Annotated in this window: 13 protein-coding genes; all 13 read left to right on the top strand. The window is 45.1% G+C overall.

Annotation, left to right across the window (positions count from 1 at the left end):
* The first annotated feature begins 327 nt into the window (after window positions 1-327).
* The 13 genes from mqnC to MHH60_RS25160 all read left to right on the top strand — a co-directional run bounded on the left by mqnC (window position 328) and on the right by MHH60_RS25160 (window position 14,975).
* Window positions 328-1,464, top strand: a complete 1,137-nt coding sequence (mqnC, locus tag MHH60_RS25100; protein WP_036684474.1) for a cyclic dehypoxanthinyl futalosine synthase — start codon at window positions 328-330, stop codon at window positions 1,462-1,464.
* A 527-nt stretch (window positions 1,465-1,991) separates the two neighbouring features.
* A complete protein-coding gene (locus MHH60_RS25105) occupies window positions 1,992-2,834 on the top strand; it encodes an SPFH domain-containing protein (RefSeq protein WP_076135891.1) in 843 nt (280 codons plus the stop codon).
* Window positions 2,835-2,845: 11 nt separating this feature from the next.
* The gene (locus MHH60_RS25110) at window positions 2,846-3,016 is read left to right on the top strand and encodes a toxin-antitoxin system HicB family antitoxin (RefSeq protein WP_036684471.1); all 171 of its coding nucleotides are present in this window, start codon (window positions 2,846-2,848) and stop codon (window positions 3,014-3,016) included.
* 507 nt (window positions 3,017-3,523) lie between these two features.
* Window positions 3,524-5,464 carry a threonine--tRNA ligase gene (gene thrS / locus MHH60_RS25115; protein ID WP_076135889.1) on the top strand — a complete coding sequence of 647 codons (1,941 nt, stop codon included), beginning with the start codon at window positions 3,524-3,526 and terminating at the stop codon, window positions 5,462-5,464.
* 385 nt (window positions 5,465-5,849) lie between these two features.
* Complete coding sequence (locus MHH60_RS25120; RefSeq protein WP_172628885.1) at window positions 5,850-6,449, top strand: 3D domain-containing protein; 600 nt, start codon at window positions 5,850-5,852, stop codon at window positions 6,447-6,449.
* A 146-nt stretch (window positions 6,450-6,595) separates the two neighbouring features.
* Window positions 6,596-6,739 (top strand): hypothetical protein, encoded by a 144-nt coding sequence (locus tag MHH60_RS25125; RefSeq protein ID WP_156113077.1) that lies wholly within the window; start codon window positions 6,596-6,598, stop codon window positions 6,737-6,739.
* Window positions 6,740-6,978: 239 nt separating this feature from the next.
* Entirely contained in the window at window positions 6,979-8,052 is a 1,074-nt protein-coding gene (gene liaF / locus MHH60_RS25130) for a cell wall-active antibiotics response protein LiaF (protein WP_076135888.1), read from the top strand.
* Window positions 8,053-9,129, top strand: coding sequence for a HAMP domain-containing sensor histidine kinase (locus MHH60_RS25135; protein ID WP_076126420.1), 1,077 nt, complete (start codon window positions 8,053-8,055; stop codon window positions 9,127-9,129).
* Window positions 9,130-9,132: 3 nt separating this feature from the next.
* Entirely contained in the window at window positions 9,133-9,786 is a 654-nt protein-coding gene (locus tag MHH60_RS25140; RefSeq protein ID WP_076135886.1) for a response regulator, read from the top strand.
* 236 nt (window positions 9,787-10,022) lie between these two features.
* On the top strand, window positions 10,023-11,696 hold the full coding sequence (locus MHH60_RS25145) for a S1C family serine protease (protein WP_076135884.1): 1,674 nt from the start codon (window positions 10,023-10,025) through the stop codon (window positions 11,694-11,696).
* Between the two features lie 105 nt (window positions 11,697-11,801).
* Entirely contained in the window at window positions 11,802-12,491 is a 690-nt protein-coding gene (locus tag MHH60_RS25150; RefSeq protein ID WP_036684461.1) for a response regulator transcription factor, read from the top strand.
* A 1-nt stretch (window position 12,492) separates the two neighbouring features.
* Window positions 12,493-13,959, top strand: a complete 1,467-nt coding sequence (locus MHH60_RS25155; RefSeq protein WP_076126425.1) for a sensor histidine kinase — start codon at window positions 12,493-12,495, stop codon at window positions 13,957-13,959.
* Between the two features lie 59 nt (window positions 13,960-14,018).
* Complete coding sequence (locus tag MHH60_RS25160; RefSeq protein WP_036684457.1) at window positions 14,019-14,975, top strand: 4-hydroxy-3-methylbut-2-enyl diphosphate reductase; 957 nt, start codon at window positions 14,019-14,021, stop codon at window positions 14,973-14,975.
* Window positions 14,976-15,104 lie beyond the last annotated feature (129 nt).

Below are 15,104 nucleotides of genomic sequence, written 5' to 3' on the forward strand. Positions count from 1 at the left end.
AAAGGCTAAATACTAACTAATAACGTCATCTGTGTCCGGCAGACTCAAGGAATTTTGATTCACCGGGTGCAGGCAGCAATGTAAGGACTCTTTCTGCTGGATGGTATCTTGCTGAGAAAGTAAAAAGTTTTTCAAGCTGTTCAGATTGTGATACGATGAGGAAATGAACTGTTCATTTATTAAAATATAAGGTATAAGTTACATACTTACTTTATCCTTATGTTACTATGAGAAACGGTTGTTATCTCTAAAGGACGACAACGTTATTTTTCTTGTGATTTTGTGAATCTACCATATCCCTAAGGGTTTAAAAGGAGGATGCGAACGATGAGTGCGATAGATCTTATTTTGGATAAAGCCCTGCGGGGTGACCGTCTCCAATTGGAAGATACCATCCGACTATTCGAGAGCAACGAAATTGAGAAAATGGGTGCTGCTGCAAACACTATTATGGAACGCTGGCATCCGGACCCATTAGCTACATTTGTAATTGGCCGTAATATTAACTATACGAATGTATGTGATGTGTACTGCCGTTTTTGCGCTTTTTACCGCAGACCAGGCTCGGATGAAGGCTATGTGTTGCCAGATGAGGCGATTTATCAAAAAATTGCTGAAACGATTGCTGTTAATGGTACAGAAATTCTTATGCAAGGTGGAACTAATCCTAACCTTCCATTTAGCTACTATACAGATATACTGCGCGGAATTAAGCAACGTTTCCCTGAGATTACAATGCACTCCTTCTCTCCTGCGGAGATTATGAAGATGAAGGAAGTGTCAGGATTACCGCTGGAACAAGTGGTTCGTGAAATTCATGCTGCGGGTCTGGATTCCTTGCCAGGCGGAGGCGCAGAAATTCTTGATGACCGTACACGCCGCAAAATCAGCCGGCTAAAAGGCTCGTGGCGCGAGTGGATGGATGTAATGCAGACGGCACATAAAGTGGGTATGAATACCACAGCGACAATGGTGATTGGGCTTGGAGAAAGTATGGAAGAACGAGCTTTGCACTTACTACGTGTACGTGAGGCTCAGGATGAGTGTATTGCCAACAAATATGATTCTGAAGGTTTCTTGGCCTTTATCTCATGGACATTCCAGCCGGACAATACCAACCTGAAGCTGGACAGACAAACGCCTGAGGAATATCTGAAGACGGTAGCGATCAGCCGCCTTGTGCTGGATAATATTAAGAACTTCCAATCTTCTTGGGTCACTATGGGGCCAGAGGTCGGCAAGCTCTCCCTGCAATATGGCTGCAACGATTTCGGCAGCACAATGATTGAAGAGAACGTAGTATCTTCGGCGGGTGCGACTTACAAGGTAAACATCGAGTCGATCACTCAGCTGATTCGCGAAGCAGGCAAAGTTCCAGCGCAGCGGAATACACGTTATGATATTCTGCGGGTGTTCGATGATCCTAATGCGAAGATTGATAATGATTTTGTAATGCAGAACTAATATATATTAATTAATCAACGCTTGATGCTTGTTAATCCTTCAGTGGATTAATGAGCATCAAGCGTTTTTTTGTAAGATTAGGATTACGATCATTTGCAAGCCTCATTGCAGAACACAACTGAATCTTCGCTTGTTATATCATCCGCTGGGCGTACGGACCCAGTGGACCTTATTCTCAGACTCAGCGCCTTTTGAGTCGGGATTCGGACCCCAGCGACGCTATTCCTTGAAAAAAGCTTCATATAGGCTGGTTTTTAGTGCAATAGCGACTGTGTGGTCCGATAGCATGGGGGATATCGGAAAATGTGGCGTATAAGAGCATTAGTGTCCATAGAGCTGAGGTATACGAACATTATGAACTAAGGTTAACTACACAAACTAAGGTTGGTGTGGAGTACGCCTTTTTAAACGAAACTTTATATAAATGTGAACATAAATTCATTTTTTATTTCTTTTTATCCATTCACATTATTATCCAAAAGTGATATCATAATCATATCAAAAGAATATCTAGTGGGGGTGCTTTTATGAAAGAGAAAACGCTTCGTCCTGTCAGTGGATTTTGGGTTCTCGCCTTAATTGCAGTTTGTTTAGCTGGGGGAATTTATGGTGCGGTTCAAGAGTATGTCGCAGTGCCAGTCATTCTGTTCGTTGTAGCTGGGGTATTATGTACAAGTGTTACGGTTGTGCAGCCCAATAAGTCGGTCGTAGTTACCTTTTTCGGGCAATATGTAGGGACTATCGTGACAAGTGGCTTGTTTGCAGTCATTCCATTTAGTTTGCGCAAGACGGTTTCCCTCCGCGTACGTAACTTTAACAGTGTCAAGCTGAAGGTTAATGATGTGGAAGGTAATCCGATTGAAATTGCTGCAGTTATCGTATTTAAGGTAATTAACTCTGCAAAAGCGCTTTTTGATGTAGATAAATATATGGCGTTTGTGGAAATTCAAAGTGAAACAGCGCTGAGTCATGTGGCCAGTAAATACCCGTATGATAACTTCAATGAATCGGGCATGTCCCTGCGGGCCAATGCAGATGAGATTGCTAAAGAATTGGCAACCGAGCTGCAAGAACGTTTGTCGATATCTGGTGTAGAAGTCATTGAAGCGCGGCTCACACACTTGGCTTATTCCACAGAGATTGCCAGTACAATGTTGCAACGTCAGCAAGCATCTGCAATTCTGTCCGCTCGTCAAATCATTGTTGAAGGCGCCGTGGGTATGGTTGATATGGCGATTAAACAGCTTAAAGAGAGTGGCGTAGTTGAGCTTGATGAGGAACGCAAAGCGGCGATGATTAATAATCTGATGGTTGCGATCGTGTCGGAGCGCGGAGCGAGTCCGGTCATTAACGCCGGCTCGTTGTACTAAGGCGGTGCATCATGGCGGCCAAGAAAAGCTTTCCACTGCGGATTGATCCGGATTTGCATGAGGCGCTGGAACGATGGGCGGGAGAGGAATTTCGCAGCGTAAACGGACATATCGAATACTTGTTGCGTGAGTCTTTGAAACGTGCAGGCCGCTTACCTGAAAAAAAACGGCGAGAAGAATAACCATAGAAGGGCTGTTTCGGCATCCATGTATTGGCTGCCAGAACAGTCCTTATGTGTGTCTTCTGCCTGAGCTTCTATCATTTTGGACCCTTTTCTGACTTGACTGTCAGAGAGGACAGATTTATAATTACTCCATAATTCACGTTAACAGCATTGACGAAGATATGAGTTGATTGTTCTGGACCGTTCAGAGAGAGGAAACTTAGGCTGAAATTTCCTCCGGCATCCTGCTTTCGATTTACCCCTTTGTAGCTGCGGTTTTGAATTCCCTGCAATGGGATAGTAAGAGCTGCCGGTTCATGGTCGTTACTCCATGCTTACGAAGGATTCTATCTTTGCTCCGCTTGAGGTTTCAAGGGAGGCTAGAGAGAATCGAATTTGGGTGGAACCACGGGTGTAATCGCTCGTCCCTTTGCGGGACGGGCGTTTTTTTTGTGTGCGTGGATGTTATTGTTCCGCAAAGGTTAAAGGGCCGTTAGGCTTAATTATATGAAGGAGGAATTAGCAATGTCAGTAAGTATTAAGCTTCCGGACGGTTCTGTCCGTGAATACGCAGAGGGTAGCAGTATTGATGATGTAGCAGCTTCTATTAGCAGTGGCCTGCGCAAAAATGCAGCAGCGGGGAAATTGAACGGTATCGTGGTAGATTTATCTACTCCCCTTGAAGAGGGCGCACTGGTAGAGATCGTAACTTTGGATTCACCTGAAGGTCTGGAGGTTATGCGTCACAGTACAGCTCACTTGATGGCTCAAGCGGTTAGACGTTTGTTCGGAACAAAAGAAGTTAAGCTTGGTGTAGGTCCGGTCATTGAAGATGGCTTCTATTACGATATGGATCTGGAACATCCTCTAAATCCTGAAGATTTGCTCAAAATCGAAAAGGAAATGGACCGCATAATTTCGGAGAACCTGCCGATCGTGCGCAAAGAAGTTAGCCGCAAGGAAGCCCTTGAAATTTTTGGTGAGCTAGGTGATCCTTACAAGCTGGAATTGATCGAGGCATTGCCTGAAGATAGCGTGATTTCTATCTATGAACAAGGTGAATTCTTCGACCTATGCCGTGGACCGCATGTGCCGTCGACTGCCAAGATTAAAGTCTTTAAATTGATGAATGTAGCTGGTGCTTACTGGCGCGGCGACAGCAAGAATAAGATGCTTCAACGCGTATACGGCACAGCTTGGATTAAAAAAGCTCAGCTTGATGAGCATCTTCGTCTGCTTGAAGAAGCGAAGAAACGCGATCACCGGAAGCTTGGTAAAGAGCTTGAAATCTTTACATTTAATCAATTGGTAGGACAAGGCTTGCCAATCTGGTTGCCTAAGGGTGCCAAATTGCGCAGTATTTTGGAGCGTTATATCGTAGATCTGGAAGCAAGTCTTGGCTATCAGCATGTATACACACCAGTTCTGGGTAATGTAGAACTGTACAAAACTTCAGGACACTGGGAGCACTATCAAGAGGACATGTTCCCTAAGATGACTATCGACAATGAAGAATTTGTTCTTCGTCCAATGAACTGCCCGCATCACATGATGATTTATAAGAGCTCGATGCACAGCTACCGTGATCTGCCGATCCGTATTGCTGAGCTTGGTATCCAGCACCGTTATGAAATGTCAGGCGCATTGACTGGCTTACACCGTGTACGTTCGATGACTCTTAATGACTCCCATATTTTCTGCCGTCTGGATCAGATTAAAGGCGAGTTCATTCGTGTAATCGAATTGATTAAACAGGTATACAGTGACTTTGGTATTAATGACTACCGTTTCCGGTTGTCCTATCGTGATCCTAAGGATACTGAGAAATATTATGCGAATGACGAAATGTGGGAAACTGCGCAGCGGATGTTGCGTGAGGTTGTAGAAGAAGCTGGACTGCCGTTCTACGAAGCAGAAGGCGAAGCTGCATTCTATGGTCCTAAACTTGATGTGCAAATTAAAACTGTATTAGGTAAAGAAGAGACTCTGTCTACTGTACAAATCGACTTCTTGCTGCCTGAACGTTTTGAATTGGAATATATCGGCGATGATGGTCAAAAACACCGTCCAGTCGTTCTGCACCGCGGAATCTTGGGTACTATGGAACGTTTCGTTGCCTTCCTGTTAGAGAACTTTGCGGGCTCACTGCCGCTTTGGTTATCTCCACAACAGGTTAAAGTAATTCCTGTATCGACAGCGTTCGACGATTATGCCAAGGAAGTTACAGACAAGCTGCGTCGCCGTGGTATCTCTGCTGAAGCAGATCTCCGCAATGAGAAGCTGGGTTATAAGATTCGCGAAGCTCAGCTTGAGAAACTGCCGTACATGTTCGTAGTTGGCGAGAATGAGATGAACGCTCAGACGGTCTCCATCCGTAAACGCGGGGAAGGCGACATTGGAGCTAAGCCGCTTCAAGAAGTGATTGAGCTCTTGTCTCAGGAGATTGCTGATCGTGTGATCTCCTAATTTTTTGTAGTTAACAACACCAAAATTACGTCTAAATAAGACCTCTGTTATATGCCCGTGAGGATCAACTTCTGATCTTCATGTATAAAATTTTGTGAATCGGGAAACCTTCGCTAATAAGGGGGAGGTTTATCACATGAACAAAATGGGCATATTTCAGAGGTTTTGGTGTCTTTTTGTCACCATCGTTTTGCTATTGACCGCTGCTGGAATCATTCCAGAATCTAAGCAACAGGCAGTAGGGGCCATTGGGACAGGAGACACTTTACAGCACACGGGTATTAACAAAACGCTATCGAACGAGTTGCAATATACCAAGGCTAATTCTGTGTTTATGAGAACCACAGATGATAAGGTCATTCTTGCGACTGGCCGCGCCACACTAATGTCAAACGAGGCGCATTCCGTCGCACCTATATTACCTGCAACAACAAAAAATAAACCAGCAGCGACGAAGGCACCGCAGAGCACCAAAGCTCCAACCACTAAAACAAACGGTGGCAGCGGATCTTCAAAACAGTTACCAAATTCTATTCCTGTAGCCGCACCTGCGGAAGACCAGATTATTACTTCGATGAAAGTGATGGCGACTGGTTATACTGCGGGTTATGAATCTACAGGTAAAACATCTAAGCATCCCGAATATGGAATTACCTATTCAGGGGTAAAAGTGCGCAGAGATAAAAATACAGTCTCAACCATTGCTGCGGACCCTAAGGTTTTGCCGCTGGGAAGTATTCTTTATATACCGGGCTATGGATACGCCATAGTTGCTGATACCGGCTCGGCTATTAAAGGGCGGAAGATTGATCTGTATTTTGCTACTACGAAACAGGTGTATAAGGAATGGGGCAAAAAATCAGTTGTAGTTCAACTTATTAAGCGTGGTAATGGGACTTGTACGGAAGTCATGCTGAAGAAGCTGAGCCAAGCGATTGAGACTTATAAAGCAGTACCGCAATCCCTGCTCGAAGAATCCATTTAAAGGGATTGAACTTATTTTCACTTGGTCATGCATAATAGTGACATCACCTTGCCATAATACGGACTGGGGCAAAGCAATTGCCTCTTCCGAGATGTTCTCTTAGTAAGCATATTCTATGCTGCATAAGAGAAAAGGGGGTGAATTCCGTGGCCAATAACAAGAAATCTAAAGTACAAGAAAATTACAAAACACCAAATGAAAAATACAATGCTGAGTTTGCTGTTGAGAATGACGGCGCTACTAAGCAAAGTGGAAATACTTCTAAACCAGCTCAGAAACCGCAACAATAATGCGCTGACTGAAGCAGAAGACTGCTGAAAAAAAGAGACTGTCCAATTCAGTTAATTACTGAGGGACAGTCTTTTTTCATATATAATGAAGTAAATAGAATTTTATCCCATTCATCTCAGTCTAGAGACTGAGGGGAAGTTCCTTCTCTCGCCGCTGTTTCTCAGCACTTCATTCCTGTAGACTAAGGCTATAAGATTGAAGAAGAGAGCGTTCCACTACTTTAAAGGGGAAATGAATGATGAAAAGAAGGTTCACCAGCCAAGTTTTAGGCGGCCTGATCCTGATAGGGATTGGAGCTATGTTTCTACTGAGACAATTAGGTTACACTGATTTCAGCTTAGGTTACCTGATTTCGAATTATTGGCCGGTAATTTTGATCCTAATGGGAATGAACCGGCTTTTAGGTACAGGGGATGGACAATCCAAAGGTTCTTCTCCTATCGGCGGCTTTTTCTTTCTGGCGATCGGAGTGTTTTTCCTTGGACGGAATTTAGATTGGTTCGATATTTCGGCCGGGGATTTTTTCAAAATGTTCATTCCAGTTATGTTGATCGGCGGCGGACTTTATGTGATTTTTAAACCACGCGGTTCAGTACCACCTGTGCCACCAGCTCCACCGTCACCACCAGACCACTTTCCTTCAGGAAAAAGCTCACTAGATGTGGAGCCGCCCAAACCACTGGATTCCACACTTGATGAACAATTTGAGCAAAAATTCGGCAAGACTTCTGGTCAACGCGACTGGAAGGACTACCTTCAAAAAGATGAAGAAGATGATGAGGACGAAACAGGATCTTACAAGTCCAGCGCTGAAGCACGTTGGCAAGAGAAGCAGGAACGACACGAGCGCAGACGTCAGGAACGTCATGAGCGTCATGCTCATAGACATGGTAAATGGCATGAGGAATTCCATGAATCAAATAATCAAAAGGAATCGACCAATCGTTCTGCTTTTATCGGAGATGTCCACATGGGGCGCGAGCATTTCCAACTGAAGAACACGAATATCTCGCAGTTTATCGGCGATACCGTACTGGATCTGACGAACGCACAGATTGCTTACGGCGAAACGAGGATTAATATTTCGGCTTTTATAGGCGACATTAAAGTGTACATTCCGAATGATATGGATCTTGGCATCTCGGTGAACAGCAGTTCTTTTATCGGGGATATGGAAGTTCTGGATCAGTCTCGCAGTGGGTTTATGAGCAGTGTACAGTGCAAGACTCCTTATTATAAAGAAGCAGGCAAAAAAGTCCGTATAAATGTAAGTGCATTTATAGGTGACATTAAAGTTAAAACGGTGGGTTAGATGGGGACAATCTTCAGTAATACCAAATGGTTGCTGTTGTTTTACTTTTTGCTCACTGGAGCGGTAAGCGCTGGATTGATGTATGCAGGCACTTGCCTTGGTTATATCGAAGTGAAGGATTATCGGATGTGGCTGTACTTATGTCTCGGGATTGTTTTGTTCACTGTAGTTATCGGCTATATGGCAGGCCAGCGGATTCAGCGCCGGATTGATCATCTGGATCTGAATATGCTGCAGGTCGCCAAAGGAAATCTGTCCGTACGGATGCCAGAAAGTGACGATCAGTCTTTTGCCCGAGTGTATCACGAGTTTAATGTTATGATGGATACGGTCGAGAATAAGATGCAGCTTCTACAGCGATTGGGTGAACAAGAGGTTATTGAGAAGGAACAGGCAGCGGAGAGTGCGGTGTTGGAGGAAAGAAGGCGTATGGCCCGGGATCTGCATGATACGGTGAGCCAACAGCTTTTTGCCATCCATATGTCGGCTTCTTCGCTGCCTAAAGTGCTGAAGGTCAATGAAGCTCAAGGTCAAATGGTCATGGACCAGTTGATTACAATGTCTCAGATGGCACAAAAACAAATGAGAGCACTAATTGCACAACTGCGTCCGGTGGAGCTGGAAGGTCGAAATCTGTTCGAGGCGCTGGAAAAATGGTTTCCCGATTATTGCCGCCAGAATGGCTTAAAAGGAATGAAGGAGCTCGAACTTCAGGGCGAGTTATCGGAAGCAATCGAACATCAGCTGTTCCTGATTATTCAAGAGGCGATGGCGAATATTGTGAAGCATGCCGGGGCTAGACTGGTTAGTCTATCTCTTCGTGAAGGATCAAGACAAGTTGTGCTGAGTATTAGTGATGACGGTCAAGGTTTTGAACATGTGCAGCAAAAACAAGGCTCCTACGGTCTAACCACCATGCGCGAACGCGCGGAGAAACTGGGCGGGCAAGTGGAGATTATTAGCCGCAAGGGTGCGGGAACGACGATCCGTGTACATATTCCTAAGTTTGTTCAAGGAAATCCAGAATTAGAGCAGAATAGATCGTTAGGAACAGATACACAGGACGAGGAGGAGTAGAGCATGAGTGTCATAAAAGTGTTGCTCGTAGATGATCATGATATGGTACGGATGGGCCTCAAAACTTATCTAATGCTGGAGCCTACATTCGAGGTCATCGGTGAGGCGGCGAATGGACAAGAGGCGCTGGAGATGCTGCGTGCTGGTGGACATGAAGGTCTGCCTGACCTCGTACTGATGGATTTGATGATGCCTGTGATGAATGGTGCCGAGACCACAAGAGCAGTGCTGGCTGAATTTCCTGGTCTCAAAATCGTGATCCTCACCAGCTTCCTGGAGGATGATCTTGTTGTAGATGCTATAGAGGCTGGTGCAGTCAGCTACGTGCTCAAAACAGTGTCGGCAGAAGAGTTAATCTACGCATTGCAAGGGGCTTACCGCGGCATGCCAGTCATGACGGGGGATGTGTCACAGGCGCTGACCCGTGGTATTCGCCAGCGCACCGTGCAAGGTGATTCCTCCGGTTTAACGGAGCGTGAGAAGGAGGTCCTGCTGCTTATAGCTGAGGGCAAGACCAATAAGGATATCGGTGAGGAGCTGCATATCAGCATCAAGACAGTGAAGACGCATGTCAGCAATCTTTTGATGAAATGCGAGCTTGATGACCGTACCCAGTTGGATATTTACGCTCATCGGAAGGGCTGGGCTCAGGGGTAGGACTTGTAGACTAAGGTGCATTACTATTTGAAATGGTTTTAGAAGCTCGGACCGCGACGTTTTGCGCGCCCGAGCTTCTTTTTTTACTTTCCTGCCTAATCTCCTCCCATTTGCCTATATCTTTTATCTGCGCTTAAATTGTTTTTAATGTGACCTTAAGGTTTAAAGTACAAAATAAGAACATGAAAACAAATTAATCCTTGTCACGGCGACAGGAAGCAGGAGGAAAGATAAACATGGACGATAACAAAAACAACTTCAATCGCGACAATGGACCAGCACCAGATCGGGAATGGGACAATAATAACAATAGCAGCAATAATAATACTACATCTGAAACAGGCTCCTCATCATACTACTATTCTTACGGACCTTTTAAATCTTTGAACAAAGATGAGGATAACGCTGACGGAGGCGCGCAGCACTACAATCGCATGGAGCCAGAACGGGTCGAGGTTACACCTCCACAGCCTGTAAAGCCATTACCATATAATACATCGCTTCGCACCACTGGCTATGATGGCAATGGTGGTGGACGCGGAGGAAATGGCGGTGGCGGTTCTGAAGGTGGCGGCGGCTGGCAATATAATAAAAAACCAAAAAGCTCGTTAAAAACAGTGCTGGTATCGTTCTTAGCCGGTATGGTCGTTCTCTCGGGTTCAATGTATATGGCCGATAGAGGTAACTGGTTTACGGGAGATACAGCTACAACGGTTGCTAGCTCGGGAACGAATGGAACGGCGAAGACAACGGGCGAGAGCGCAGGTGTTACACCTTCTACTTCTACTACATCCTTGGTGACTGGATCTCGTGATGTGACAGGCGTTGTTGATGCGGTAGGACCAGCAGTCGTTAAGATTGAGACATTAGTGAAATCTAATTCGCGTAATGGAAGCTCATCCAGTCCGAATCTGAGTGATCCCTTCTCACAATTTTTCTTCGGGGATCAATACAGTGGAAATGGTTCTTCACAAAATGAACAGGATTCCAAATCAGGATCGAATTCTTCATCACAGCTTATCCCTTATGGAATTGGAACAGGCTTCATTTATGAGAAATCCGGCTATATTTTGACCAATCAGCACGTAATTGACAATGCCGATGTAATCCAAGTCACTGTGGATGGCGTAACCAAGCCTTATGAAGCTAAGCTGTTAGGCTCTAGCAAAGATCTGGATTTGGCTGTGCTTAAAATTGAAGGAGATAGTGATTTCCCTACCGTAGCACTTGGAGATTCGGATAGCATAAAGGTAGGTTCAGAAGTGGTTGCTATCGGTAACCCACAAGGCTTCGACCATACTGTAACTTCCGGTGTGCTTAGTGCAAAAGGACGCAGTATTGATATTAACGAAGAAGATGGCAGTGGAACTCGTAATTACAAAAACCTACTGCAAACCGACGCTTCTATCAACCCGGGTAACTCAGGTGGGCCGTTGCTCAACATGAATGGACAGGTAATCGGGATGAACGTAGCCGTCAGCACGGATTCTCAAGGTATTGGTTTCGCAATCGCTGTGAATACGATTAAAGAAGTCGTAGATAAACTGGAAGCCAACCAAGCCATTCCGAAAGAGCCAGTACCTTTCATTGGTGCAACTCTTATGACGATTACAGATGAGGTTGCTAAGCAAATGGGTACGGATATTAAAGAAGGTTCTGTGGTTGCAGATATTATCTATAAATCCCCAGCGTATACCGCTGATCTGCGCCCTTACGATATCATTACCGGTGCGAATGGAACGAAGTATGCAACCAACCAAGATCTGATTACTTTCATTCAAACGTTAAAAGTTGGTGACAAAGTAACATTAAATGTTGTGCGCGACGGTAAAACCATGGATCTTTCAGTTACCATCGGTAACAAAAATGATTTTGATACAACGACTACACAACAAAGTCAGCAGCAATAATACCGGACGGTAAGTCACACGGAAGGGGCGACCCTTCCGTTTTTGTCTAATTGTGATGTAAACTGCTACAATATATAAAAAGAACTGAACAATGGGGGCTGCTTGATGCGACCGAATATTCTAATTATTGATGATGACGAAAAGATTATTTCTATGCTGCGTAGAGGTTTAGCTTTTGAAGGTTACGATGTGAAAACAGCGGTGAATGGAGCGGATGGATTACGGGCAATCTTGAGCAGTGATCCGGATGTGGTAATTTTGGATGTAATGATGCCTCAGGTGGATGGCTTTGAAGTATGTCGCCGTTTGCGGGAAGGGGGCAGTAATGTTCCTGTTCTCATGCTTACCGCGAAGGATGAAATTGAGCACCGTGTAAAAGGGCTTGATCTGGGTGCGGACGATTATCTGGTTAAACCTTTCGCGCTGGAAGAACTGCTTGCACGTGTACGTGCGCTGCTTCGGCGTAAGAGTGAGCAAAGCGAAGGTGGAGAGCAAGCGGTTTCTTATGAAGATATTACGCTGGATGTGGATTCACGTGAGGTTACCCGCGCCGGTAAAAGACTGGAGCTAACAGCGAAGGAGTTTGAGCTGCTTCATCTTTTTATGCAGAATCCGAAACGTGTGCTTTCACGGGATCTGATCATGGATAAAATATGGGGTTATGATTATAGCGGTGAATCTAATGTGCTTGAGGTATACATAGCTATGCTACGTCAAAAGACGGAGGAGCATGGCGGTAAACGCCTCATTCAAACGATCCGGGGTGCCGGTTACATTCTAAGAGGTGACAACTAACATGTCTATAAGATTGCGGCTGACTGCTTGGTATTCAGGGATTTTGGCCGTTATGCTGCTGGCCTTATCAGCCGCAATTTACGGTTTTGTTTATTTTAATACTTATGGGGACTTGAAGGATCGTATACAAAAACAGGGTGAGCAGCTTGTAACCAACCTCAATCCCAACTGGGCGTATGACGGTTCGTTGCAAAGTGTGAGCATTAACCCCTTCTTCGGCAACAAACTGGAAGAAGCAAATATTCTGGTGCAAACCTACATCTATAATAATGAGAACCTGCAAAAGTCCGAGAACTTGCATTATCTAGATATCCAATTCGATGTTCCGAAACTGGAAGATATTGATAAAGCTCACGGGTTCAAACAGACTACGCTTGGCGGATATCATTTGATGGTTTATCAGATACCGATATATGACTTGAATAAGAGCCCTGTGGCCCTTCTGCAGGTGGCAACACCGTCAAATTCGGAAGACAAGCTCTTGGAGCGTTTAAAAAATATACTACTCGTAGGTTCTTTTGCTACCCTGATCGCGGCATTTACCTTCGGCTTGTTCCTTGCGCGCAAATCCATGAGTCCAATCGGCAAAGTAATTGAAGCTGCGAATGGGATTCAGACGGGGAATGATTTAAGCTCGCGTATTGAATACGATGGGCCGCCAGACGAGATAGGAAGACTTATTGAGACCGTTAACAGTATGCTTGGGCGTATGGAAGGGTTCTACACAGAGCTGGAGGATTCGTATGCGGCTCAGCGCCGTTTCGTTTCAGATGCTTCACACGAGCTTCGGACACCGCTCACTACGATTCGCGGAAATATTGATCTGCTGCAAAAGGTTTGGGAGATGGAACCCGGAGAAGGGAAGATGAGTGAAGCTGAGATTCGCCAGCTATCGCTTGAATCGGTGCAGGATATCGCAGACGAGTCTAAGCGTATGAGCCGCTTGGTAGCGGATATGCTCTCGCTCGCGCGTGCGGATACTGGACGTACTTTTGATATAGAGCCCGTGGCACTGGAACCGATGATGAATGAGATTGCGCGCCGCGCCTCTTTCCTGCCCCGTCAAGCCGAGTGGGTTACAGGTGATATGTCAGTCTTAAATGGCAAATATATAGTTGGGAATAAAGATTATCTACAGCAAATGCTCTTTATTTTTATTGATAATGCCTTTAAGTACACGCCTTCAGGCATCGTGAGTTTGGATACCCTCTTCTATCAGAATCAGATTGGCATTCGGATCACTGATACAGGGATTGGTATGGATAAAGATGAGGTTCCATATATCTTTGACCGTTTCTATCGCGCAGATGAATCGCGTGGAATTACGGAAGGGATTGGGCTTGGCTTATCCATTGCTAAGTGGATTATTGACGAGCATGGTGGGTCTGTGGAGGTTGTTACACGCCAAGGTGAGGGTACCACTTTTGTCATCTGGTTGCCGCTTCTCTTTGCTCCGCCGCTGGAATAGGGTATAATTTAGAAGTGTCCTATTACAGAGGTCAATGAAAGCAGAAAGCTGGTGAACTCATGGAAGTCATTAAAATCTCTCCCCGGGGATATTGTTACGGAGTTGTCGATGCAATGGTTATGGCACGGCAGGCTGCGCAAAATCTCGATCTTCCCCGGCCGATTTATATACTGGGTATGATTGTTCATAACAGTCATGTCACGAATTCGTTCGAAGATGATGGCATTATTACTTTGGACGGACATAATCGTCTGGATATTCTGGATAAAGTGGATAGTGGGACCGTTATATTCACTGCACACGGGGTTTCTCCTGAGGTGCGTAAGATGGCTAGGGACAAGGGTCTGACTACGGTCGACGCCACCTGTCCTGATGTCACGAAGACCCATGATCTTATTCAGGAAAAAGTAGATGACGGTTATGAGGTCATTTATATCGGCAAAAAAGGCCATCCGGAACCGGAGGGTGCTGTCGGTATTGCCCCTGAGCATGTGCATCTGATTGAAAAAGAAGATGAGATTGCTACGTTATCCATCCCTTCTTCACGTATCGTCATTACAAATCAGACTACTATGAGCCAGTGGGATATTAAACATATTATGAAAAAGCTTCTAGAGACCTTCCCAGGTGCTGAAGTGCATAATGAGATATGTATGGCTACCCAGGTACGTCAAGAGGCTGTGGCGGAACAAGCGGGGCAATGTGATCTGGTGATTGTTGTCGGTGATCCGCGAAGCAACAACTCTAATCGTCTGGCACAGGTGTCGGAAGAAATCGCTGGGGTTCCTGCCCATCGTATTTCTGATGTGTCTGAACTCCAAACAGAATGGCTAGAGGGTGTGAATATCGTTGGCGTCACTTCTGGCGCGTCCACACCTACACCTATCACCAAAGAAGTGATTAACTATTTAGATCAGTATGATTCGGCTAATCCGGAGACGTGGGAGATCAAACGTACAGTGAATATGGCGAAGCTGCTTCCACCGGTTAAGAATAAGAGTGCAAGTACTACTTAATGTAATGGGCTAGGCTCGAACTTATATATTATGAACGCTGCAACAAGAGCGCTTAACTTCGTCAGTCGAGGTTAAGTGTTCTTTTTTATCGAAAGAACGCTTCCGACATAGGAATCTAGAATATAGATT

This window comes from Paenibacillus sp. FSL H7-0716, assembly GCF_038002705.1.
Taxonomy (GTDB): domain Bacteria; phylum Bacillota; class Bacilli; order Paenibacillales; family Paenibacillaceae; genus Paenibacillus_AQ; species Paenibacillus_AQ odorifer.

Bases quoted from the DNA above. Each gene is read 5' to 3' on its own strand.
- MHH60_RS25135 (WP_076126420.1), top strand. From the start codon at position 8,053: ATGGGGACAATCTTCAGTAATACCAAATGGTTGCTGTTGTTTTACTTT.
- MHH60_RS25155 (WP_076126425.1), top strand. From the start codon at position 12,493: ATGTCTATAAGATTGCGGCTGACTGCTTGGTATTCAGGGATTTTGGCC.
- thrS (WP_076135889.1), top strand. From the start codon at position 3,524: ATGTCAGTAAGTATTAAGCTTCCGGACGGTTCTGTCCGTGAATACGCA.
- MHH60_RS25150 (WP_036684461.1), top strand. From the start codon at position 11,802: ATGCGACCGAATATTCTAATTATTGATGATGACGAAAAGATTATTTCT.
- MHH60_RS25110 (WP_036684471.1), top strand. From the start codon at position 2,846: ATGGCGGCCAAGAAAAGCTTTCCACTGCGGATTGATCCGGATTTGCAT.
- MHH60_RS25120 (WP_172628885.1), top strand. From the start codon at position 5,850: ATGTCAAACGAGGCGCATTCCGTCGCACCTATATTACCTGCAACAACA.
- liaF (WP_076135888.1), top strand. From the start codon at position 6,979: ATGAAAAGAAGGTTCACCAGCCAAGTTTTAGGCGGCCTGATCCTGATA.
- MHH60_RS25140 (WP_076135886.1), top strand. From the start codon at position 9,133: ATGAGTGTCATAAAAGTGTTGCTCGTAGATGATCATGATATGGTACGG.
- MHH60_RS25145 (WP_076135884.1), top strand. From the start codon at position 10,023: ATGGACGATAACAAAAACAACTTCAATCGCGACAATGGACCAGCACCA.
- mqnC (WP_036684474.1), top strand. From the start codon at position 328: ATGAGTGCGATAGATCTTATTTTGGATAAAGCCCTGCGGGGTGACCGT.
- MHH60_RS25160 (WP_036684457.1), top strand. From the start codon at position 14,019: ATGGAAGTCATTAAAATCTCTCCCCGGGGATATTGTTACGGAGTTGTC.
- MHH60_RS25105 (WP_076135891.1), top strand. From the start codon at position 1,992: ATGAAAGAGAAAACGCTTCGTCCTGTCAGTGGATTTTGGGTTCTCGCC.